Raw genomic sequence first — 22,716 nt, forward strand, 5'->3', positions numbered from 1 at the left:
CACTTATAAAATAATCCGTGAGGTTTTTAATTATCATTCCTGCCCACAACGAAGAGCAGAACCTCTCATTCACTCTGGATTCTTTACAGCAGCAAAGTAGTAAGGATTTTAAAGTGGTAGCCGTTAATGACGGTTCCACAGACAGTACTTCTGATGTTATCAGAAAATATACAGAGACTGATTCCCGTTTTGAAACCATTAATCTTCAGAAATCAGAACATCAACCAGGTTCAAAAGTGGTTCATGCCTTTAAAAATGGATTGCAGACACAATCCGTAGATGAATTCGATATCATCTGTAAGTTTGATGCCGATATTATTCTACCTGAAAATTATCTGGAAACTGTAGAAAAAGCTTTTGTCAATTATCCTGAATACGGACTGGTAGGCGGTTTACTCTATGTAGAAAAAGAAGGGAATTGGGTATATGAAGGAAATTCCAATAAACATCATGTTAGGGGACCAATGAAAGCTTACCGGAAAGAATGTTTTGTTCAGATGGGAGGCTTAAGGGAAACATTAGGCTGGGATAATATAGACTCTATTTTGTTGGAACATCTAGGCTGGAAAGAAGTAGTCTTACCTGAACTCCATGTAAAACTCATTAAAGTAAAAGGAGCAGATTATACCATACGACCAGCGGATTACTACGGGCGCTATTTCTATTTTTTAGGATTAAATAGGTTTCTGGCTTATATTGCATCTTCAAAGGAAGCAATGAAAGGCAAATCTCCATCATTTTTCTTTGATATTGTGAAGTCTTATGAAGGTTGTAAGTCTAAAAAACTGGAACTTAAAATTTCAAAAGAAGAACAAAAAGCTGTCAATGACCAGCGTTGGAAAATGCTGAAGAAAAAATGGCTGAAAATGTGATGGTATAACACCAAATAAACATCAATAGGAATGAGTTGGAATCCTGGTCATAAACTAAAGGTTTACGAACGAAGCTCATGAAGGAAACCTATTTACATCATTAAAATAATCTCAATTCATCAGTGAAAAAGATAGCTTACATAGAAATAGATACCCACGCAGAAATAGCGCAGGCTTTCATGGATATCATGGAAGGATCTCAGGATTTCAGTGTAGACTATTATTTTTCCAAAAGAATCAAAGATCAGACTAATGCAACCGGAACAGATATTTTTCTGTCTGATAGTTCTATGATTTTAGATCAGCTGAAGACTAAAGAATATGATTTGGTCATTATCGGTACTGTTCATCGTTTTTTTAATACATTTTTAGCGATAACGAAGAAATATAATACTACCGTTATTACTCATAATCTCAATTTTACAAGAGCTTCAAAGCTTGATTTAATAAAAAGCGTATTCAAAGGTGATGTTATTTACAGACTAAAGTTATGGTGGAAAGAAGGTTTGTTGTACGCCGGTAAAGTATATCGGAAATCAAAATCCCTGGTAGTGTTGGATGAAGCTTTGGTTTCTGACAGGCATCAATTCCTGCCTCTTTTTTATACCAGTCCCTTTGCTCAATCTGAAAATAAAAATCTGATGATTGTTATTCCTGGTGGTGTTTCGCAGAAGAGGAGAGATTATAACCACATTTTTACAACCATTCAGAAGATAAGAACAGACCGAAAATGTGAGTTTATTTTCCTTGGAAAAGCAAAGGATAAAGAATTAAAACAACTTGAACATTTATCTTCAAACTTACCGGAGAATATTTCTGTAACTTATTTTTCTGAAAGAGTTTCTGTAGAAGATTTTAAAAAATGGATGCAGAAGGCAGACCTACTTTGGTGTCCTATTCAGCAGGAAACAGAATTTTTCAGCATCAGGGAAATATATGGAAAAACCAAGATGACAGGAAATCTGGGTGATTCTATTGCCTTCGGAAAACTAGCTGTTTTTCCAAAGAATTATCCATCAAAACTGGATTTCATTCTACCTGAAAAAGAAAATATCTTCGAACAGCTGAACAAGCTTACCAATACCCATTTCGATTTTCAAAAAAAATACAGTAGAGTAGAGGTCCAAAAAAGATTGGAACAGTTATTAAAGAGCTTTATTGCTGGTTAAAAAAAACGAATACTTCTGCTATCTTTATTGCTTCCTAAGTCTTATTTAAACTTAAAAATACTCTTAATAAATTTCGCGTTCAGATAATCTTCTATCGGGAAAATCTTTGTAAAATAATTTCCGATATAGATCAATATCAGTACTACAGTAGGTTTGTAGATAAGGTTGATGAAGTTGCTGTCAAAATTAGGCAGAACAATCGCTACAGTAATGGCTAAAGTACAGATGATTGAAATAAAGATCATCTCAATAGTTAACGGTGAAACTTTGAAAACAATATAGTTGAATAAGATTTTAACAACATTATAGATTGTAAGGGAAATTGCTGTAGATAAAGCAATCCCGATAAGTTTCAGGTCTGTATTTTTAATGAAATAAAAGTTCAGTCCAATCGTTAATCCCGCTAATAAAAGCATTACCAGAATGTTGAATCTGTAATATTTTGAAAGGGAGATAATATTTCCGTTGAACCCTGTGGCAAGGTCAATTAAAACTGCAGATCCCCAGATCCATACAACCGGTTCGTACTCTCTAAGCATGACCCCGTTTTTAGGCATGAACTGAGTCAGGTAGGGGAACCCGACCATGATGCAGGAAAATAACACTGCTCCCAGAAAATATAAGGTTAATGAAGTCTTTTTATGAAATTTGTCCAGTCCTTCCATATCGCCATCTGCAAGATGCTTACTGATGATAGGTGCTGAAATATTGAATAATCCCAATTGTGGAATAGAGATTAGTGAAATAAGAGCATACAGTACAGAATAAATACCGTTTTCTTCCATTCCCATAAATTCCCCAATCATAAAGCTGTTGATAGCCAGGTAATTTCCGAATGTTCCCAGAAACCCGAAAAAACTGTAGTTTAAAAACTCCTTCCAGAAATTATCTTTCTTAAAATAATCTGTACTAATATCAAAATGAATTTTTTCAAGCTTATTAGTGTAATAAATATACCCGAAAAGCATTAGAGTAAATATTCCGAAGAAGAATGCCAATGCGATATTCTGAGACAGAGAAAAATAAAAGAACAGACAGAACGCTCCTAAATTGGCTATTTTAGGAAATAGATTGTCGAATATATTAGAAACAACAATTCTTTTATAATTAGAAGTGTATTTATTAAAAATAGCACAGAGAGATAAAACTAAAATAAGAGGTAAGATAATTTCTTTAATTTTCCAGGCTTCCGAACGAATGAATTTTGGATAAAAGTAGGGAAGAACAAAGAATATAACGGAAAATATAAGAAAGTTAATCAAAACAGTAACCAGCGATAGGGAAAGCATGTTCTGATTTTTACCTTCTTTCTGTAAAGAATGAAAAAATTTTACGTTAGCATAGGAAATTCCAAAAACAACAAAAGGAACAAGCATTTCTGCAGTCTGCATACTGTAGCGGAGTTTTCCATAAAATTCGAAGTCATTTGGAAAGATAAAAATTGCAGAAACTGTGCCCAGCAAAAACCCAATATAACCAATAATAGAATATTTGAAGCCTTGTCTCGCTACTACGCTCATAAAGTTGTTTTAAGGGTTTTTAGGTATAAAAATAATATTGTTGATGTACTGAGTTTTATTTTTTTCGTCGTTTGTATTTTGTAAGAGAATGTCCTCTGTAAGAGTCTCCAGAGTAAAGCTGTTCCTGTTCAGGTACTTTACTTCATATCCCCAGCTTTGCACTTCAGAGATTTCATTCCATATTGGTGTTTGGTGATGCCTTTGTTCCATCTCAACCATTAAGGTAGGCATAAACTGTCTGATGGTTTCTTTAGCTCCCGAAAGAGTCTTTATTTCATTGCCTTCAACATCTATTTTGATAAAATCCAGTCTGGTAAAGTGCTCCAGGGCAGCCCATTCATCCAGTTTGATAACCTTTACTTTCTCAGTATAGCTTTTCTCTTCGCCTTTTTCTTTGTAAGCAGTATTTAAGGTTCCACGGGAAGCAATGGTTTTTCCGTTGATAATGGGAACTTTGAATTCCGCAATTGTATTTTCGTCAGAAAGAGCCAAAGGAAGTACCCTCATGCTAGGGAACAGTCTTTTCAGCCTGGTATAAAGCTTTTTGTTAGGTTCAAAAGCATAGATATGCTCGTGGTCCAGTTTATTTTCCAGTTGATATAAGAAAGTTCCTACATTGGCACCAATGTCCAGTATTACAGCACTTTTTGGAAGGTATTCTTTGATCCATACCAGTTCCGGTTCTACATTGCGCTCCGAAAAATTACCTTTATTAAGATTGTTTAAGGTCTTAAAATATCTTTTCTTATAAAAATTCGGACTTATATATTGTAGTTTTTCTGCAATTTTTTGGTATAAAGACATCCTTAGCTTTTTGACGAACAGCAAAGATAAGCAAAAAAGTAAAACTTCTCTTAAAAAATGTTAAATATAATTAATTGATTTCCAATTGATAGCCTTTGTAGGTTGTTTTGTAAGACGCTGAATTTTAATATATTTTCAGTTTGTCACAGAGACGCTCTATAGATGAATCATTCTTGAATAGTATAAAGACATTAAAATGTTTTATAAAAATATCAATTACAGATCTGCACGGATATTTTTGAATTATATGCAAGGAAATATGCAGAATCATCCGTGAAGATCTGTGCCATCTGTGGTCAAAAACTATAAGTCAGTGATTTTTTAATCAAAAAAAGGGTTATTAAGAAAATCATTTAAAGGTTTCATCAGTTTAAAGATCTTGCTCATATTCTTTACTGCATTTTTATCCAGGATCTCTTCATCTTTTAAGGAGTAGACTACAATAAAGTTTTTAAGCTTTAGGTATTCAGCCATGGGATCTTCCTTATCAAAGCCTTGAGGAACCTTTTTTAGCTTGTCATCCTGGTCTAGTTCCGGAAAATGTTTTTTGAAATCTTTGTGGTTTAGAATGTTAAGAAAATCCTCGCCATACAGGGAGATTTCTTTTCGAACTTCTTTCAATACTGAAGACTCAGGCATATATATTCCTCCGGCCAGAAAAGATTTACCGGGTTCCATATGAAGATAATATCCGCCTTTCTGGTTTCCTTTTCCCATTCCCAGAGAAGCCCCGAAATTAGTTTTGTAAGGTGATTTATCCTTTGAGAATCTGGTGTCACGGTAAATTCTGAATAATGCTTTTTTACTGTCAATTTTGGCAAGATTTTCATCAAAAGCTGACATTTCCCTGATAAGATCATCTAAAAATTCAATAACATTTTCCTGAGATTCTGTATAGAGTTTCTTATTCTCATTAAACCATTCACGGTTATTGTTTTTATTTAATTTCTTTAGAAAATCAAAAGTTTTGGAAGAAATGCTTGCTGACATATTGTGTTGGTATTTATTGGTTTTTATTCGTTGCTAGACATTTTATAGCTAATTCCGTATTTCATCACCCCGAAACACTTACCTTTGTTTTCTGCAACACTATTCAAATTTACATAAAAAATCATGTTTTATTGTTTTGTTTTTGAAAATTCATAAATAACGCTTAAAAAATTAATCCAATGTAATAAACAAAAGTAATGGTTGGTAAGTTCTTAATTTAAGCCTCTTTTTTTTGGATTAAATTTTTCAAATATTAAAAAAGTATTACAAGATTCTGAATTTAAGATTGTATATTTAAAACTTTATTCAAAAACAAGTCAAATATTTATTGTATCTTTGCAAAAATTTTAAAATAGTTAATGAATTTATTTACGGAAACCAGTTTAAGTCCTGATATTCTTAAGGCAATTGGCGAACTGGGCTACGAAAGCCCAACAGAAATCCAAAAACAGACTATCCCTTTTATTCTTTCAGATATTCGCGACTTGATCGCACTTGCGCAGACAGGGACAGGCAAAACAGCAGCGTTTTCGCTTCCGATTTTGGATATGATTGACGATACGAGTCGCAAAATCCAATTATTGGTGCTTTGTCCGACACGGGAATTATGTCTTCAGATTTCGAAGGACATAAAGAATTACTCTAAATACATGGACATCAAAACTACTGCGGTTTATGGTGGAAGTAGTATTGTAGATCAAATGAGATCTTTAAAAGAGAAACCACAAATTATCGTGGGAACTCCAGGTAGGGTAATTGACCTTATCAACAGAAAAGCCTTAGATTTTTCTGCGATTCATTGGTTAGTATTAGATGAAGCTGATGAAATGCTATCAATGGGATTCAAGGATGAATTGGAAACCATTCTAAGAGAAACTCCGGAAACGAAACAAACTTTCTTATTCTCGGCTACGATGAATAAAGAAGTGGAAAGAATTTCCAAAAACTATCTTACAAAGCCACACCGTATTTCAGTAGGTTCTATCAACGAAGTGAAGAAGAACATTACTCACGAATATTATGTGGTAGGATATCGTCAGAAAAAAGAAGCATTAAAAAGATTAATTGATGCCAATCCTAACCAGTATTCCATTATTTTCTGTAGAACAAGAATGGAAACTCAGGAGGTTGCAGATTTCTTGATGCAGAACGGCTATGCAGCGGATGCCCTTCATGGTGACCTTTCTCAAGCGCAGAGAGATACGGTAATGAAGAAATTCAGATTGAAAAACATTGATATCCTTGTAGCAACAGACGTTGCAGCAAGAGGATTAGATGTAAACTCTCTGACTCACGTTATCCACTTCTCTTTACCTGATGATCCTGAAGTATTTGTTCACAGAAGCGGAAGAACAGGTAGAGCTGGTAAAGATGGTATTTCTATGGCTTTAATTAAGCCTGAAGAAAGCAGAAAATTGAAGCAGATTAAATCTGCTACTAAAATTGAAATTAACGAAAAATTCATTCCTACAGGAGACCAGATTATCAAGGCTCAGGTTGGAGGTGTTTTCGAAAAACTATTGACAGAGCACGAAGATCTTTTCGAATTTGATGATAGCTTAATTCCAGATTTAAGTAGCTTTACAAAAGAAGAATTGGTACACAAGTTGTTACAGTTCCAATTGAAAGATCTTGCTTTATATTACAAAGACAAACACGATCTTGTTGAGCAGAAGTTGAGCAACAGAGACGATGATTTCTCAAGAAGAGACCGTGGACGAGATAGAGGAAGAGATAGAGACAGCAGAGACAGAGATCGCGGAAGAGATAGAGATCGTGGTGGAAAGCCAAGAAGAAAGGATGAAAACATGGTTAGATTCTTCTTCAACCTTGGTAAAAAAGACCACTTGAAGAAGCTTGATGTTTTAGATATTATCAACAAAGCTACTACTGATGGTAAGAGCAAGAAAAGAGCTGAAATCGGAGATATCGAAATTTTAGAGAAATTCTCTTTCTTCGAAGTTGAAAAATCGTATAGAGACAATGTCTTGAGCAATATTCAATCGATGAAATTTAAAGGAAAAGATATGAGAGCTGAAGTAGCTAACTAATCTCTTTTTATACCCTATAAAACCGGCAATACTGCCGGTTTTTTTATTTGATAATCAATGGGTAAGCGAATGTTAACAAAACTTAATGTTATATAGTTTCATGGGCGGTCCTTTTTTAAGAAATTTGCACTCGAATTATAAATACTAAAAAATGGGAATTGGTAATATTTTCCACGCTTTTCAACCAAAAGATAAAATCTTCTTTGTACTTTTCGAGAAGGTAACAGAAAATCTAGTTGCAATGTCTGAAGAATTCAACGCTGGAATCAAGGATTTCGATCTTAACGACGATTCAATGTTGAAAAAAATGAGTGATTACGAACATAAAAATGACGAGCTTACTCACGAAATCTTCGTAGAACTAGGAAAAAACTTCATTACTCCTTTTGACCGTGAAGATATTCACACATTGGCAACAGGATTAGATGATATCGCAGATTATATCTACGCTTCTACAAAATATATCTTCTTATACAAATCTCCTGAGATGAAAGCTTATTCAGACTTCTCTCTGTTGATCCACAAAGCATGTCTTGAAATTCAGAATGCAATGAAGAACCTTAAAGGCTTCAAGAACATGGAGCAGGTGAAAGAAGCTTGTATTAAAGTAAACTCTATTGAGAATATTGCAGATGATTTGCTTTCTAACTCAATGGTAGATTTATTCGAAACTAATGATGCCATCAACATTATTAAAGTTTCATCTGTATTGAACTATCTTGAAATCGTAACGGATAAAGCAGAAGATGTTGCCAATACAATTGAGAACATCATGATTAAATACGCCTAAAAGATAACAATACATAGCAAAAAATGGAATTTCCGATTTTACTTGTAGTTATTATTGCGTTGGCGTTAATCTTTGATTATATCAATGGTTTCCATGATGCGGCCAACTCGATTGCAACTATCGTATCTACAAAAGTTTTAACTCCATTCCAGGCTGTACTTTGGGCAGCACTTTGGAACTTTGCAGCTTTCTTTATTGCTGCTTATATTATTGGAGAATTCAAAATTGGTAATACAATTGCCAAAACAGTTAATGAGAATTTTATCACACTTGAAGTTATATTTTCCGGCTTGATGGCAGCCATTGCCTGGAACCTTCTGACATGGTGGTTTGGAATTCCTTCTTCGTCATCACATACCTTGATTGGAGGATTTCTGGGAGCAGCTTTGATGCATGCTTTCATGATGGACTATCATGATGTAGCAGCAGCACAACCAGGGCTTGGATTCTGGGATACCGCTAAAGAAGCTATGAGCCAGGTTACCCACCAGAGTGTTGTAAAGTTTGATAAAGTAATTCCTATCTTCCTGTTCATTTTTATGGCACCGATTATAGGGATGATTATCTCCATCATTATTACATTAATTATTGTTCATCTTTATAAGAGATCAAATCCACACAAAGCAGATAAATCTTTCAAGAGATTACAGTTGGCTTCGTCAGCACTGTTTAGTTTAGGACATGGTTTGAATGATGCTCAGAAAGTAATGGGGATTATTGGAGCTGCTGTAATTTATTATCACGTTAATATGCTTCAGGATGTACAGTATTTGGATATTCCTTCTGCAGAACGTTTTAATTACTTTGCACAGCACTATATTTGGGTTCCTTTAGTTTCATTTATTGCCATTGCCTTAGGAACAATGAGTGGTGGTTGGAAGATCATCAAAACAATGGGAACTAAGATTACTAAAGTAACTTCATTAGAAGGAGTAAGTGCAGAAACTGCAGGAGCTATTACTTTATTTATCACAGACCACTTTGGTATTCCTGTATCTACAACACACACCATTACAGGTTCTATCATCGGGGTAGGATTAACGAAAAGAATTTCTGCTGTAAGATGGGGAATTACGGTAAGCTTACTTTGGGCTTGGGTATTAACCATTCCAATTTCAGCATTGGTAGCAGCAATCACTTATCTTATTGTAACTTTCCTTTTTTAAGATAAAAATCACAATTATCATATAAACTTTGTCCATTTGGGCAAAGTTTTTTGTTTTATAGAGCCTTGAAAAATTGTATTTTTGTTCAAATTATAAGATTTTATGGAATTTTTAGACAGATATCAGCAAATTGTTGGTGACGCCATCAATAAGTACACTTTTAAAGATAAACCTACGGAGCTGTATGAGCCGATGAACTACATTATTTCCCATGGTGGAAAACGTCTTCGTCCCATTATGGTACTGATGGCTTGTGATTTGTTTGGCGGAGACCTGAAACAGGCTATAAAACCATCTTTGGCTATCGAGTTTTTCCATAACTTCACCCTGATTCATGATGATATTATGGATGAGGCTCCGTTAAGAAGAAATAAGCCTACAATCCACACACTACACGGGATCAATGTGGGAATTCTTTCGGGAGACGGATTAATGCTTAAAGCTTATAAATTCTTTGAAGATCTTGAACCTGAAATTTTTAAAGCTTGTATCAGAATCTTTACCCATACTGGACTTCTTTTATGTGAAGGACAACAGTATGATATTAATTTCGAAACCCAGGAGAATGTAACTTTTGATGATTATATCAGAATGATTACCTACAAAACGGGAGTGCTAAGTGCTTCTTCTTTTGAGATCGGAGCCTTAATTGCAAAAGCTGATTTTAAAGATGCAAAAGCAATTTTCAACTTCGGAAAACACATCGGAATTGCATTCCAGATTATGGATGATTATCTTGATGTATTTGGAGATCAGGCGCAGTTTGGTAAAAAACATGCCGGAGATATCTACGAAAATAAGAAAACAGTTCTTTACCTGTTAGCAAGAGAACATGCTACAGATGAGGAAAGAAAAGAGTTGGATTACTGGTATTCTAAAAAGACAGATAATATTGATAAGATCTATGGTGTTGAAAAGATCTTCAGAAGAACAAAAGTGGATGAAAAAGCACTTCGTTTGATCGAAAAACACAACGAAATCGGTCAGAGCTATCTTCAGAAAATTGATATTCCTGACGAAAAGAAAAAGCCGTTTATTGAGTTGGCAAATTATTTACTAAGAAGAGAAAGCTAAATAAGGTTGAAGATGATAGGTAGTAGGTGGCAAGATTGCCTGCCACCTATTACCTGCCACCTAATATCTATACAATGAAATTCAGAACCGAGGTTGATATCCCGAAATCAGAGAAAAAGATAGAAATTGAAGATCGAATATTTTCAATAGGTTCCTGTTTTGCCTCTGAAATGACTGAATTACTGAAAGATGGCCAGCTTCAGACCCTCAATAATCCTTTTGGGACGATTTTTAATCCCTTTTCTATTAATAATGCGGTAAAAAGACTCCATGATTCGGAGTTCTATGTGGAAGAAGAACTGATTACCTATAATGAAGAATATCTCTCATTAGATCATCATATGAGTTTTGATACGAGATATATTCATCAGACATTGGACAAAATCAATGGTTCTATTGAAGCAGGAAATGCCTTTCTTCAGGAAGCAGACTGGATCATTATTACGTACGGATCCTCTTTCATTTATGAGTTCCTTCCGAAACAAAAATTGGTGGCTAATTGTCATAAGATTCCACAGAAATTCTTTGAGAAGAGATTGTTATCACATCAAGAGCTTACAGGTTCCATTTACAATACCATTCTGGAACTTAAAGATATCTGCAAAGAAGGAGTTCAGATTTTATTTTCTGTTTCTCCGGTAAGGCATACCAAAGATGGAATGGTTGAGAATCAGTTGAGCAAATCCAAGTTAATTACGGCTGTTCACGAATCTATTTCTCTATTTGAAGACTGCCATTATCTGCCTGTTTATGAGATTTTGATGGATGATTTGAGGGATTATCGTTTCTATAAAGAAGATATGATTCATCCGAGTACTCAAGCCGTTAATTATATTTTTGATAAGTTTGGAGACTCTTATTTTTCGGAAGAAACAAAGGGATTCATTAAAGAAAATTTTAAGATTATGAGAGCATTGGAGCATAGAACCAATGATACAAAAGATCCGAAATTTATTGAATTCAGAGAAAAATTAGATCAGAGAATAGACCTACAACGTAAAAAGGTAAAACATAAAATATTTTAAATGCCTGATTTCACTGGAATTGATTATTTGAAAGATGGAAACGAAAGGCAAAGAAAAGCTTACGAACTTCTTGCAAAGCATCGTATTTTTGAAAAATTAAAAGATTATTCACCCATTTTAGCAGGAACTATTCCGATTGAAATTGATATAGAAGGAAGTGATCTGGACCTTATTTTTGAGGTGGATTTAAGATTTGAGGAAGACTTTCTGGATGATTTAATGTTTAGCAGGTTTATTCCTGATAATATAGAAGTAGAATATCCCATCATAAACGGTGAAAAATGTATTATTTTAAATTTTATGCTGGAAGGGTTTCCCATTGAGGTTTTCGGACAGAATAAACCTACAATTAAGCAGAATGCCTATCTTCATATGATTGCTGAACACAAAATATTAGAGGAAAAAGGAGAAGAATTTAAACACAAAATAATAGAGCTTAAAAAACAGGGAATAAAGACAGAACCGGCTTTCGGAATGTTACTGGGGCTTGAAAATCCTTACGAAGATCTATTAAAATTTTAAATAAAATGATTGATACACATACCCATTTATACGCAGAAGAATTTGATGAAGATAGAAAAGATGCTATCCAAAGAGCTTTAAATAAAGGAATTACAGAATTTTATCTTCCTGCTATTGATTCTGGATCTCACGAGAAAATGCTGCAGCTGGAAACAGACTATCCCGGGCAGATTTTTTCAATGATGGGGCTTCATCCTTGCTATGTAAAACAGGAATCCTGGGAAAAAGAACTGGAAATCGTTAAGAACTATCTTAACCAAAGATATTTTCCTGCGATAGGAGAGATCGGAATTGACTTGTATTGGGATAAAACAACTTTGGATATTCAGGTGAAAGCTTTTGAACAGCAGATTGATTGGGCTATTGAAAAAGACCTTCCGATTGTAATTCATACCAGAGAAAGCTTTGATGAAACATTCGAAGTACTGGAAAGAAAGAAACATCCGAAATTAAGAGGAATCTTCCATTGCTTTTCCGGAAATTTGGAACAGGCCCAGCATGCGATTGACCTGAATTTTATTTTAGGAATCGGCGGAGTAGTGACCTTTAAAAACGGGAAAATAGATCAGTTTTTGAGTGAAGTTCCGTTAGATAAAATCGTATTGGAAACAGATTCTCCTTATCTGGCACCGGTTCCGCACAGAGGAAAAAGAAATGAGAGCTCGTATCTTGATCTTGTAGCCGGGAAGCTTGTGAATATTTATGGTAAGGATTTTTCTGAGATAGATAGAATTACAACTGAAAATGCAAAAAGAATTTTTTTTAACAGTTAAAATCTATGGATAAATTATTAACCCCAACGTTGAATAAATCAATTTCCATTGTTTTATTCATTCTTTATTCTGCTATGAACCTTTCGTTTCTTGTAAAGTATGGGATAAGACAGTCTATTATACCAATTTATCTGTTGATAGCCGTATTTATTCTTGTTCATTTTCTTATTTTTAAATACAGTCATCAGATATTTTTAAAATTTAGAGAAAGACCTTTTATTTTGAAGGCTTTTATTGTGAGTGTTGCATTAGCTTATATTGGTTTGTCACATGTTTTTACAGACCCTTATAAACTCAATATAGACCGATGGCAGACCATAGAATACTCGCTTAGATATTGGCTTCACGGTAAATATATTTATGATACGGAAAACTTTGTAGGAAATTATCCTTCCTATCTTCCTGGGCAGCTTCTGGTGGCTGTAATTTTCTTTTTTATAGGAAATGTTGGCTATCTTCAGGTTGCAGCATTTCTTCTATTCTGTTATGCCATTATAAAAGAATTTAAAAATAGAGAAGTTAAATGGACTGGTATATTTCTTTTAGCTATTTCATTATCTTATATTTATGAAGTCGTTTGTAAAAGTGATCTTATTTCTTCATTTATTATAGTCTCTGCATTTATATTGTACTGGCATAGAAAATTTGAAAAAGACTATTTTAAGAATCCGTTTTTATTAGGGCTTTTATTGGGCTTTATCTGTCTTACAAGAAGTGTAGTTATTATTCCGCTTATCTTATTTTTTATGAAACCATTTTTGGCTACCCAAATAGCTAATAAGGTAAAAGTAGGTGTTGGCTTTGTCATTACATTTTCTTTACTGCTGGCTACAGTATTGCTTCCAGCAAAAGATTTTGATTATATTTTAAAATACAATCCATTACAGCTGCAGGGGCAGGCAAATAAATATGTTACATTATTTTTCCTGGCAGTTACCATTATTCTGTCTTTTTATGTCAATAGAGTAGAGCAGGTATTTTATCTGTCGTCAGTTATTATTTTTGCAATGATGGCATCCTATGTTTTTGAAACTATTATGCTGGGTTGGACATTTGATTATATGAACGTTTCTTATCTGGCTATAGCACTTCCATTTTGTATTATAGGATTTTGTTATACAAAACAGAAAAATATAGAATTTGAAAATATACAGTAAAAAAAGTCCTTTTCATTTTTGGAGGCCACTGAAAAAGTGATTTCAGAGATGACAAAAAAGAACGAAAACCGAAAGGTTTTCGTTCTTTTTTGTTGTATGTTAATATTGTAATTCAATGATTTATGGATGCTAGTTCAGTAACAAAATATTCAATTAAGTATTTACTCTGATTTATACGATCTGATTGTTCCAAAAGAAAAAATTCTAAACAAAATCAATTGACTTATTGATTTTTCATTCAACTACGAGGAACTTTTACATAAATATTGCCTGAACAGTGGGCGCAATGCCCAGAGTCTGATCAGACTGTTCAAATACTTGCTTTTGAAAACCATTTATACCGTTTCCGATGTAGATGTGGTAGAGAGCTCCCATTATGATATGTTGTTCAAATATTTTTTTGGAAATGGCTCCGGAAGAGGAGGTTATCAATTCAATTTCACTCACAAAATTCACAAAATTACGGTTGAAAGACACGGATCTGCTCAATGTATTGATTGCTAAAACCGTAAATGTCGCTATTGAAAAAGGTATTGTACTATCCAAATCTATCTACTCATACTTTGTCGAGATCCAATCCGTTTTCTGCCATCGAGGTGATTAGAGAACGCTCGAAACTACTTCACAAAGCGATTTATCAATTTGATGATGAATTTAAAAAACGGATGCCTTAAAAAAATGTTGAAAATGATATCAATAAAGAAATAGCTTACTGCAAAAATCTGGAGAAATGTATTGATGATGAACTATCTATAAGCTTGATCCCTGCGGTAAAGGAAAAACTAAACCTGCTGAAAGAAACCCTGGAAGATGCCGATGAAAATTTAATTTTATCAAAAGATTCCGATGCCAGAACAGGTCATAAATCTGCCGACAGGTCATTTTTTTGCTACAAAACGCATCTGGTGATGACTGAAGAACACATCATTACGGCAGCAGTGGTTACTTCGGGAGAAAAAGGAGATGCCTAAACTATTAGAAATAAGCAAAAAAAATGGAATAAAAGTAGATACCATTATTGGTGATGCTGCTTATTTGGGGAAGGAAAATCTTAAACTTGCCAATGAGCAGGAAGTTAAAGTTGTTTCAAGGCTGAATCCCTCCATAACACAGGGTTTTAGAAAGGACGAAGATAAGTTTGATTACAATAAAGATGCGGATCGGTTTGTTTGTAAGGCAGGGCATTTGGCAATACGAAAAGCAAGTCAGAACAAAAAAAATGTAGGCAAAAACCAAGTAGATACGTATTATTTTGATGTCGAAAAATGTAAAATTTGCTCTTTTAAAGAGGGTTGCTACAAAGATGGAGCGAGAACAAAAATCTATTCAGTGTTGATAAAATCAGAATTACATCAAGAGCAAATGGCTTTTCAGCAAACGGATTATTACAAAGAAAAATCAAAACATCGCTACAAAATAGAAGCCAAAAACAGTGAGCTTAAAAATGTTCATGCTTATCACAGAGCCACTTCTTACGGAATTGAAAATATGCAAATGGAGGGAGCTATGGCTATTTTCACAGTCAATTTAACAAGAATACTGAAATTAATGTAGAAAAAAAGCAATTTGCAAGGGCTGTGTAAAAAAATCAGTAAGAAGTTCAAATAAGCCTCATAAAACCTAACGAAAAAAGTAATCACAAAAGAAAATCCCTTATAACAGGATTTTAAATCTTGTTATAAGGGATTAAATATCATCTGAAAAAATCATAATCATCAAAATATGTGATTTTTTTCAGTGGCCTCCATTTTTGAAAGGGACTTTTTTTTATTTTTTTCGTGTAAAATTCTTATTCTTAGGCTTTTTAAATCCGGTAGAAGGTGTTTCGGAAGGATTTGGCTTCTTTTTATTTCTATTATTATTGGGTCTGGAATTATTATTCGGTTTCTGTGACCTCTCAGCACCTGCAGCAGCAGGTTTATTATTAGAATCTCTTTTCTGTGCTACAAGATTATCCGTATGGAACGGGTGATTTTTGATCACAGGAATTTTCTTTCCAATAAGCTTTTCCGTATTTTTCAGATTAAGAAGATCTAATCCGTCCACAAAAGAAATAGAAGATCCTTCAGCTCCGGCTCTTCCCGTTCTTCCGATTCTGTGTACATAGGTTTCAGAAACGTCAGACAGTTCAAAATTGATTACAAATTTCAGTTCATCAATATCAATTCCTCTTGCAGCAATATCAGTAGCTACCAGAACTCTTGTTTTCCCTGATTTGAAGTTATTAAGAGCATTCTGTCTCGCATTTTGAGATTTGTTCCCGTGAATAGCCTCTGCAGAAATTTCATCTTTCTGAAGCTTTCTTGCAATTTTATCAGCACCATGCTTGGTTCTGGAAAATACTAATACAGAATCTGCGATATCGTTTTGAAGGATATGAGATAAAAGATTCAGTTTGTTATCCTTTTCTACAAAATAAACAGATTGTTTAATGGTGTCAGCAGTAGAAGAGACAGGGGTAACTTCTACCTTTACAGGATTATTTAGGATAGAATTAGCCAGTTTCTGAATTTCTCCAGGCATCGTTGCAGAGAAGAAAAGAGTCTGTCTTCTTTGTGGTAAAAGCTTGATGATTCTTTTCACATCATGTACAAAGCCCATGTCAAGCATTCTGTCTGCTTCATCAAGAACGAATATTTCAAGATTTTTTAAGCTGATAATACCTTGCGCAATAAAGTCAAGAAGTCTTCCTGGTGTAGCAACCAGAATATCAACCCCTCTTTTTAAAGCAGCTTCCTGGTTTCCTTGTTTCACTCCTCCGAAGATAACAAGTTCTTTTAACGGAAGATATTTACCATAAGCTTGAATGTTTTCCTCAATCTGAATCGCCAATTCTCTGGTAGGAGTAAGGATTAAGGCTTTAATATTTTTGTTCGGTATTTTATTTTTAGATAGATTCTGTAGAATAGGAATAGCAAAAGCTGCTGTTTTTCCCGTTCCTGTTTGTGCACAGCCTAAAAAGTCTCTGCCTTGTAAAATTTCAGGAATAGATCTTTCCTGAATGGGTGTTGGAGTTGTATATCCTTGTTCCTGGATTGCCTTAGCAATAGGTTCTATTAAGTTTAAGTCTGTAAAATTCAAATGAATTATTTTAAAATTTAAATAAAAATTCTCTCTTTTTGAAAGAATTACATCCTGCAAAGGTAAGTTAAAAATTTAAGAATTGTATTTTAAGCTTCAATAACCTGTATGTAAAAGATGAAAGTTATTAAGGTTAAAGTATTGAGTTTCATTATGAGCTTATAAACAATTGCTTATTTGGCTGTTAGAATATCAACTTTCTGACAAAGAAGGAGTAATCATTACATCATCATAATAAGCAAAAATAAAGAGGAACAAAACAGCTCCTCTTTATTTATATTTAAAATCAAATTCTCAAATTTGAGATTATCCGTGTAACTGTTTCCAGATGGCATCCTTCAACTCTATAAGACCTTCTCCGGTAACTCCAGAAAAGAATAAAGGCTGTTTGTTCTCTGGGAATTCAGCAGCAATTTCCTTTTTCAGTTCATCATCCAAAAGATCGGATTTTGAAACAGAAATAATGAAATCCTTATCTAAAAGCTCAGGATTGTATTCCTTTAATTCATTTTCCAGAATTTTAAATTCCTGAAAGTGATCTTCAGAATCTGCTGGAATTAAAAACAAAAGGATAGAGTTTCTTTCAATATGTCTCAGGAATCTGTGTCCTAATCCTTTTCCTTCTGCTGCACCTTCAATGATCCCTGGAATATCAGCCATTACAAAAGATTTGTAATTTCTGTAATCCACAATTCCTAGGTTAGGGGTCAGGGTAGTAAAGGCATAGTTGGCAATTTTAGGTTTTGCTGCGGAAACAGAAGCCAGAAGTGTAGATTTTCCGGCATTCGGAAACCCAACCAATCCTACATCGGCTAAAATTTTAAGCTCGAAGACTATATAGCCTTCCTGGCCGTCCATTCCGGGTTGAGCATATCTTGGAGTTTGATTGGTAGAAGATTTGAAGAATTCGTTTCCTCTTCCTCCTTTTCCCCCTTCCATCAAAATGATTTCCTGCTTGTCTTCAAGAATCTCGCCGATAATTTCTCCTTCTTCATTTTTAGCGATAGTTCCGATGGGAACATCAATATAAATATCAGAACCATCAGCACCGGTAAGCTGGTTTTTTGCTCCGTTTTCACCACGCTCAGCTTTTATATGGCGGGTGTATCGAAGCGGAAGTAAAGTCCATTCCTGAGCATTTCCTCTCATAATGACGTGGCCACCACGACCTCCGTCACCTCCATCGGGACCTCCTTTTGGAATATACTTTTCACGGCGAAGGTGGGCAGAACCAGCACCTCCGTGTCCGCTTTTACAATGGATCTTTACGTAATCTACAAAGTTAGACATATAGTATTTGTTACGAGTTGCGAGCTACGGGACGAAAATACGAATCCCGTATCCCGAATCTCGATTATTTAATTTTCTCTACTTCAGCGAAAAGTTTCTCGGAAATTTCGTTAATTTCTCCTACACCGTTTACTTCAACATATTTACCTTGTTGCTTGTAAAGTTCGGCTACTTCTGCTGTTTTAGTATAATATTCTTTAATTCTGTTTTCGATGATCTCTACATTGCTGTCGTCTGATCTACCGCTGGTTTCTCCTCTTTTCAGAAGTCTTTCCACCAAAATTTTATCCTCTACGATTAATGAAAGACAAATATCTATTTCATCATTAAGTTCTTCTTTAACGATTTTTTCCAAAGCTTCTGTCTGAGCAGTAGTTCTTGGATATCCATCAAAGATAAAACCATTAGTATCGGTAGGTTTTCTGATCTCGTCAATCAGCATATCTGTTGTTACCTGATCCGGAACCAATTCTCCTTTATCGATGTAAGACTTAGCCAGTTTTCCAAGTTCAGTATCATTTTTCATGTTGTATCTGAAAAGATCACCTGTTGAAATCTGCTTTAGATTGAATTTCTCGATTAGATTCTGAGCTTGTGTTCCTTTTCCACTTCCTGGAGGGCCGAACAGAACTATGTTTATCATAATGTTGTTTCGCTTCCGGCAATTAGCAGCTGCTTTTTGCTTTTAGCTTTATTTAGTTAATATTTTACTTTATTTCGATTTAATATTTAAAGCTAAAAGCCGGTAGCTAGTAGCTATAGGCATTTTAATGATTAATTTGTCCGTCTTCTAATTGATATAAATTAGGTAGGTTTCTTCCCAATTCATCATAATCCAATCCATAGCCAAGAACAAATTTATTTGGAATTTCCTTTCCAATATAATCCAGTGTGAAATCCTTCTTGTAAATCTCAGGTTTCAGTAAGAAACTTGCAAGTTTTACAGATTTAGGACGTTGTGTTTCCTGAAAATATTTGAAAAGACTTTCAACCGTGTTTCCTGTATCAACAATATCTTCTACAAGAATGATGTGACGGTCTTTCACGTCTTTTGTAAGTTCCATTTTTTGATAAACAATCCCTGTAGATTCAGTTCCTACGTAAGAACTCATTTGAAGGAAAGCGATTTCGCATTCCCCAGGATAATATTTTAAAAGATCTGAGAAGAACATGATAACCCCATTCAAAACACCAATGAAAACAGGAACTTCGTCTTTGTAATCTTCATAAATTCTTAATGCTGTCTCTTTTACAATTTCCTGAATTTCGGCATCCTCTAAATAAGGAACGAAAGTTTTGTCGTGAACTTTAATACTTTCCATAAAAATTTTTAGTAGTTGGCAAAGTTACGGATTTTAGATTTTTCATTAAAATGTTTTTGTGTTTAATCACGGATTTATACTATATTTGTTCTTTTAAAACCCATAAATACAGACATGTAGGATATAATTTCTTTCACATTCAATGAAACAGTAACCAATGAGTTGCTGGTGTTTAACCTTTATTAAGAAAGAAATCATGATTTTACTACAAAATATATCCTTTGGGTTTCCGGGAGGGGAACTCCTTTTTAATCATACCAATTTAACAGTACCGTCTCAAACCAAATCGGCTTTGGTTGGAAACAATGGCGTGGGAAAATCTACTCTACTGAAGATAATATCAAATGAATTACAGCCATTAGAGGGAAGTATCAATATCCAGGGTGAAATTTTCTACGTTCCTCAAATGTTCGGAAATTTTAATCATTTAACGATCGCAGAGTGCCTGAATGTTGATCAAAAACTTTTTGCCCTTGAAAAAATTGCAGGCGGGGAAGTAGATGACCTGTATTTTGATATTCTAAATGATGACTGGGATATTGAAGAACGTTGTCAGAATGCATTGCTGTATTGGAACCTTCAGGATTTTGATTTAAACCAAAAACTAGAAGGATTAAGTGGCGGACAGAAGACCAAGGTTTTCCTTGCGGGAATTCAGATCAATCAGCCTGATATTATTATGTTGGATGAACCTACGAATCATCTGGACTTGGAGGGAAGAAAGCTGTTATATGACCTCGTTGAAAAAGTAAACGCTACCATTGTTATTGTTAGCCATGACCGAACATTGCTGAACCTTGTAGATACGATTTTTGAACTAAGCAATCAGGGAATTGCTACATACGGCGGAAATTACGATTTCTATACGGAACAGAAAGAAGTAGAAGATGAAGCCTTACAAAATGATATTCACGCTAAGGAGCGAGCTCTGAAAAAAGCAAAAGAAAAAGAACGTGAAACCATAGAACGGAAACAGAAACTTGATGCCAGAGGAAAACAGAAACAGGAAAAATCCGGGGTGGCCAGAATTATGATGAATACCCTGCGGAACAATGCTGAAAAAAATACTTCAAAGCTGAAAAGTGTACATACAGAAAAGATCAGTGGTATTTCAGGAGACTTGAGAGACTTGCGTTCTTCTATCAGGAATTCCGATCAGATGAAGGTCAATTTCAATGACTCCGGCTTACATTCAGGAAAAATTTTAATTACAGCTGAAGATATTAACTTTAGCTACGAAGAAGAAAAGCTCTGGAAAGAGAATCTAGATTTTGAAATACAAAGTGGAGACAGAATTTCCATTAAAGGCTCTAATGGTTCAGGAAAGACAACCCTCATCAAACTTCTTTTGGGTAGCATAACACCTTCTGTTGGAAGTATTAATCGTGCTGAATTCAACAGTATTTATATCGATCAGGAATATTCACTAATTGATAAGGTGCTTACGCTGTATGATTTTGTGCAAACATTCAATGACAGTGCTTTGCAGGAATCAGAAGTGAAGACATTGCTGTCCCGCTTTTTATTCAGTAAAGAAACATGGGATAAAAAATGTGGGGTCTTAAGTGGAGGAGAACGTTTGAGGCTGCTTCTGTGCGGGCTTTCTATCAGTAATAAAGCTCCAGATATGATGATCCTTGATGAACCTACCAATAATCTGGATTTACAGAATGTAGAAATTCTCACAAACTCTATCAGAGATTATCATGGAACATTGCTGGTGATCTCTCATGATGAAGTTTTTCTGGAAGAGATTGGAGTGAGCCGTGAGATTTTATTGGGCTCATAAAATATTTATATTGTTTGTCATTCCGCAGAAATCCGGATGAGCATAAGATTTCTGCGGAACAACAAAATTATTTAGTTTCTGATAATGTCCAGTTGAAATAGATGTTAGTGTTAATAAGATCAATAAGAATATCAGCCAGATTAGAATGTTTGCCTAGATTGACAGGTGTTTGTTTTAAAATTTCTTCCAATTGTTCTTTATTATAATAATGAAACTGTATTTTATTGTTTTCATCCCGAGTAGAATATCCAATTCTGTTTCTTAATAAAACGGTTATCAGGTTATTAAGATCTTCACTATCATCATCTCTGTATATATCATTGATTACTAGATGGTAATTGCTGTTTTGAATATTGTACTCTTTATGAAAAATTCTTATTAATCTTTCCTTATTTAATTTGGTGATTACTTCAATAAGAGCTTGTTTTACTCCTGTAGCACTTCCAAATTCAAATATTCTCCCATCTTTTTTTACAAGAAGTATTGGTCCCTGACCTATTAGCATTACTTTTTTATCTTTTGCTTGATAACCGAAGACAAAGATATCATCATAATCTTCTGTGTAACTAATCTCAACGTGATCTCCAGCATTATTTAATACATATTTTTCGGCTATTTTTATAATTTCAGTCATGGAATTTTCTTGCATTTTATTTTTTCATTTTCTTAATAGCATCCAGGTAAATCTTCTTGATGCTGTTTTTTTCTTCTTTTTCACTGATGTTCTCAAGGGCGGGGAGAAGAGTCTTATTGTGTGGTGTTTTCAGTTTCAGGATTTCTCCCAATGCCAAAGCAGCACTCCAACGGACAACCGTTCCTTCGTGTTCTGTATTGGCCAGCAGATTGGTAATGGCCAGGTCCAGATTCTCTGGAAATAATTGAGCTGTATTACCAATCACTTTGGCACTTTCCCATTTTATTCGGGGAGCCTTTTCATTAAGGGTATTGGTAACGAATGTGAATACGGCTTCATCTGCGAGGTTAGGATTCTGCTTGGTGGCATATTCCATAGCTTCTATGCAGGTTCCTTTTATAGGATCTTTTGCTTTCTCGGCAAAGGCGATCAGTTCATCTGTTGGTAAAGAAGTATTAATGATCCATTGGCTGATGATCTCTGTTTTCTCTTTTGCTTTGGTAGCATTATCTTTAAAAAGTTCTTCTATAGTCATGGTGTTGATTTTAATTTTTCCAGCGTTCTAATTTAGGAATTCCTTTGGAAAATAAACCGGCCAGAAAACCGGGGATTACAGAAAGTATAAAAGGCATTGCGAGGGAAACAAAACACCCAGTCTGTATGTTTCCTAAGAGAATCATCACTATT

Annotated in this window: 20 protein-coding genes and 1 pseudogene; 12 read left to right on the top strand and 9 right to left on the bottom strand. The window is 34.5% G+C overall.

Annotation, left to right across the window (positions count from 1 at the left end):
- Positions 1 to 17 precede the first annotated feature (17 nt).
- Positions 18 to 872 carry a glycosyltransferase gene (locus tag J2772_RS03990; RefSeq protein ID WP_209913546.1) on the top strand — a complete coding sequence of 285 codons (855 nt, stop codon included), beginning with the start codon at positions 18 to 20 and terminating at the stop codon, positions 870 to 872.
- 122 nt (positions 873 to 994) lie between these two features.
- Positions 995 to 2,041: a hypothetical protein gene (locus J2772_RS03995; protein WP_209913548.1), complete on the top strand. Its 1,047-nt coding sequence runs from the start codon at positions 995 to 997 to the stop codon at positions 2,039 to 2,041.
- A 41-nt stretch (positions 2,042 to 2,082) separates the two neighbouring features.
- Here J2772_RS03995 and J2772_RS04000 read toward each other — a convergent pair whose 3' ends face one another.
- From J2772_RS04000 to J2772_RS04010, 3 genes are all read right to left on the bottom strand, one after another.
- Entirely contained in the window at positions 2,083 to 3,561 is a 1,479-nt protein-coding gene (locus J2772_RS04000) for a lipopolysaccharide biosynthesis protein (RefSeq protein ID WP_209913550.1), read from the bottom strand.
- Between the two features lie 9 nt (positions 3,562 to 3,570).
- Complete coding sequence (locus J2772_RS04005) at positions 3,571 to 4,365, bottom strand: FkbM family methyltransferase (RefSeq protein ID WP_209913552.1); 795 nt, start codon at positions 4,363 to 4,365, stop codon at positions 3,571 to 3,573.
- A gap of 321 nt (positions 4,366 to 4,686) precedes the next feature.
- Positions 4,687 to 5,355, bottom strand: coding sequence for a DUF2461 domain-containing protein (locus tag J2772_RS04010; RefSeq protein ID WP_209913554.1), 669 nt, complete (start codon positions 5,353 to 5,355; stop codon positions 4,687 to 4,689).
- A 359-nt stretch (positions 5,356 to 5,714) separates the two neighbouring features.
- On the opposite strand from J2772_RS04010, the gene J2772_RS04015 reads away from it, so the two are divergent.
- The 9 genes and pseudogenes from J2772_RS04015 to J2772_RS04055 all read left to right on the top strand — a co-directional run bounded on the left by J2772_RS04015 (position 5,715) and on the right by J2772_RS04055 (position 15,467).
- Positions 5,715 to 7,406 (top strand): DEAD/DEAH box helicase, encoded by a 1,692-nt coding sequence (locus tag J2772_RS04015; RefSeq protein ID WP_209913556.1) that lies wholly within the window; start codon positions 5,715 to 5,717, stop codon positions 7,404 to 7,406.
- A gap of 151 nt (positions 7,407 to 7,557) precedes the next feature.
- Positions 7,558 to 8,196 (top strand): DUF47 domain-containing protein, encoded by a 639-nt coding sequence (locus J2772_RS04020; RefSeq protein ID WP_045494045.1) that lies wholly within the window; start codon positions 7,558 to 7,560, stop codon positions 8,194 to 8,196.
- A 23-nt stretch (positions 8,197 to 8,219) separates the two neighbouring features.
- Positions 8,220 to 9,362, top strand: a complete 1,143-nt coding sequence (locus J2772_RS04025) for an inorganic phosphate transporter (RefSeq protein WP_209913558.1) — start codon at positions 8,220 to 8,222, stop codon at positions 9,360 to 9,362.
- A gap of 102 nt (positions 9,363 to 9,464) precedes the next feature.
- The gene (locus tag J2772_RS04030) at positions 9,465 to 10,436 is read left to right on the top strand and encodes a polyprenyl synthetase family protein (RefSeq protein WP_209913560.1); all 972 of its coding nucleotides are present in this window, start codon (positions 9,465 to 9,467) and stop codon (positions 10,434 to 10,436) included.
- 74 nt (positions 10,437 to 10,510) lie between these two features.
- Complete coding sequence (locus tag J2772_RS04035; protein ID WP_209913561.1) at positions 10,511 to 11,461, top strand: GSCFA domain-containing protein; 951 nt, start codon at positions 10,511 to 10,513, stop codon at positions 11,459 to 11,461.
- Complete coding sequence (locus J2772_RS04040; RefSeq protein ID WP_209913563.1) at positions 11,462 to 11,983, top strand: DUF4269 domain-containing protein; 522 nt, start codon at positions 11,462 to 11,464, stop codon at positions 11,981 to 11,983.
- A 5-nt stretch (positions 11,984 to 11,988) separates the two neighbouring features.
- A complete protein-coding gene (locus J2772_RS04045; protein WP_209913565.1) occupies positions 11,989 to 12,756 on the top strand; it encodes a TatD family hydrolase in 768 nt (255 codons plus the stop codon).
- A 5-nt stretch (positions 12,757 to 12,761) separates the two neighbouring features.
- Positions 12,762 to 13,913, top strand: coding sequence for a hypothetical protein (locus J2772_RS04050; RefSeq protein WP_209913567.1), 1,152 nt, complete (start codon positions 12,762 to 12,764; stop codon positions 13,911 to 13,913).
- Positions 13,914 to 14,138: 225 nt separating this feature from the next.
- Positions 14,139 to 15,467: pseudogene (locus J2772_RS04055) on the top strand (transposase).
- Positions 15,468 to 15,680: 213 nt separating this feature from the next.
- Here the strand turns inward: J2772_RS04055 and J2772_RS04060 are convergent.
- The 4 genes from J2772_RS04060 to J2772_RS04075 all read right to left on the bottom strand — a co-directional run bounded on the left by J2772_RS04060 (position 15,681) and on the right by J2772_RS04075 (position 19,606).
- A complete protein-coding gene (locus J2772_RS04060; protein ID WP_209913568.1) occupies positions 15,681 to 16,994 on the bottom strand; it encodes a DEAD/DEAH box helicase in 1,314 nt (437 codons plus the stop codon).
- Between the two features lie 306 nt (positions 16,995 to 17,300).
- Complete coding sequence (gene obgE / locus J2772_RS04065; RefSeq protein ID WP_209913570.1) at positions 17,301 to 18,284, bottom strand: GTPase ObgE; 984 nt, start codon at positions 18,282 to 18,284, stop codon at positions 17,301 to 17,303.
- A gap of 64 nt (positions 18,285 to 18,348) precedes the next feature.
- Positions 18,349 to 18,927, bottom strand: a complete 579-nt coding sequence (locus J2772_RS04070) for an adenylate kinase (protein WP_045494076.1) — start codon at positions 18,925 to 18,927, stop codon at positions 18,349 to 18,351.
- 124 nt (positions 18,928 to 19,051) lie between these two features.
- A complete protein-coding gene (locus tag J2772_RS04075) occupies positions 19,052 to 19,606 on the bottom strand; it encodes a phosphoribosyltransferase (RefSeq protein WP_209913572.1) in 555 nt (184 codons plus the stop codon).
- Between the two features lie 196 nt (positions 19,607 to 19,802).
- On the opposite strand from J2772_RS04075, the gene J2772_RS04080 reads away from it, so the two are divergent.
- Positions 19,803 to 21,395, top strand: a complete 1,593-nt coding sequence (locus J2772_RS04080) for an ABC-F family ATP-binding cassette domain-containing protein (RefSeq protein WP_209913574.1) — start codon at positions 19,803 to 19,805, stop codon at positions 21,393 to 21,395.
- Positions 21,396 to 21,462: 67 nt separating this feature from the next.
- On the opposite strand, the gene J2772_RS04085 is transcribed toward J2772_RS04080, so the two are convergent.
- Together J2772_RS04085 and J2772_RS04090 are read right to left on the bottom strand one after the other, a co-directional pair.
- A complete protein-coding gene (locus J2772_RS04085) occupies positions 21,463 to 22,029 on the bottom strand; it encodes a hypothetical protein (protein ID WP_209913575.1) in 567 nt (188 codons plus the stop codon).
- A 16-nt stretch (positions 22,030 to 22,045) separates the two neighbouring features.
- Positions 22,046 to 22,564 (bottom strand): HEAT repeat domain-containing protein, encoded by a 519-nt coding sequence (locus J2772_RS04090; RefSeq protein ID WP_209913578.1) that lies wholly within the window; start codon positions 22,562 to 22,564, stop codon positions 22,046 to 22,048.
- Positions 22,565 to 22,716 lie beyond the last annotated feature (152 nt).

The organism is Chryseobacterium jejuense (genome assembly GCF_017877355.1).
Lineage (GTDB): Bacteria > Bacteroidota > Bacteroidia > Flavobacteriales > Weeksellaceae > Chryseobacterium > Chryseobacterium jejuense_A.

Excerpts from the sequence above, each read along its gene's own strand:
- J2772_RS04020 (WP_045494045.1), top strand. The coding sequence starts at position 7,558 with ATGGGAATTGGTAATATTTTCCACGCTTTTCAACCAAAAGATAAAATC.
- J2772_RS04085 (WP_209913575.1), bottom strand. The coding sequence starts at position 22,029 with ATGACTGAAATTATAAAAATAGCCGAAAAATATGTATTAAATAATGCT.
- J2772_RS04080 (WP_209913574.1), top strand. The coding sequence starts at position 19,803 with ATGATTTTACTACAAAATATATCCTTTGGGTTTCCGGGAGGGGAACTC.
- J2772_RS04025 (WP_209913558.1), top strand. The coding sequence starts at position 8,220 with ATGGAATTTCCGATTTTACTTGTAGTTATTATTGCGTTGGCGTTAATC.
- J2772_RS04005 (WP_209913552.1), bottom strand. The coding sequence starts at position 4,365 with ATGTCTTTATACCAAAAAATTGCAGAAAAACTACAATATATAAGTCCG.
- J2772_RS04075 (WP_209913572.1), bottom strand. The coding sequence starts at position 19,606 with ATGGAAAGTATTAAAGTTCACGACAAAACTTTCGTTCCTTATTTAGAG.
- J2772_RS04040 (WP_209913563.1), top strand. The coding sequence starts at position 11,462 with ATGCCTGATTTCACTGGAATTGATTATTTGAAAGATGGAAACGAAAGG.
- J2772_RS04050 (WP_209913567.1), top strand. The coding sequence starts at position 12,762 with ATGGATAAATTATTAACCCCAACGTTGAATAAATCAATTTCCATTGTT.
- J2772_RS04045 (WP_209913565.1), top strand. The coding sequence starts at position 11,989 with ATGATTGATACACATACCCATTTATACGCAGAAGAATTTGATGAAGAT.
- J2772_RS04010 (WP_209913554.1), bottom strand. The coding sequence starts at position 5,355 with ATGTCAGCAAGCATTTCTTCCAAAACTTTTGATTTTCTAAAGAAATTA.
- J2772_RS04030 (WP_209913560.1), top strand. The coding sequence starts at position 9,465 with ATGGAATTTTTAGACAGATATCAGCAAATTGTTGGTGACGCCATCAAT.
- J2772_RS04000 (WP_209913550.1), bottom strand. The coding sequence starts at position 3,561 with ATGAGCGTAGTAGCGAGACAAGGCTTCAAATATTCTATTATTGGTTAT.
- obgE (WP_209913570.1), bottom strand. The coding sequence starts at position 18,284 with ATGTCTAACTTTGTAGATTACGTAAAGATCCATTGTAAAAGCGGACAC.
- J2772_RS04035 (WP_209913561.1), top strand. The coding sequence starts at position 10,511 with ATGAAATTCAGAACCGAGGTTGATATCCCGAAATCAGAGAAAAAGATA.
- J2772_RS04015 (WP_209913556.1), top strand. The coding sequence starts at position 5,715 with ATGAATTTATTTACGGAAACCAGTTTAAGTCCTGATATTCTTAAGGCA.
- J2772_RS04090 (WP_209913578.1), bottom strand. The coding sequence starts at position 22,564 with ATGACTATAGAAGAACTTTTTAAAGATAATGCTACCAAAGCAAAAGAG.
- J2772_RS04070 (WP_045494076.1), bottom strand. The coding sequence starts at position 18,927 with ATGATAAACATAGTTCTGTTCGGCCCTCCAGGAAGTGGAAAAGGAACA.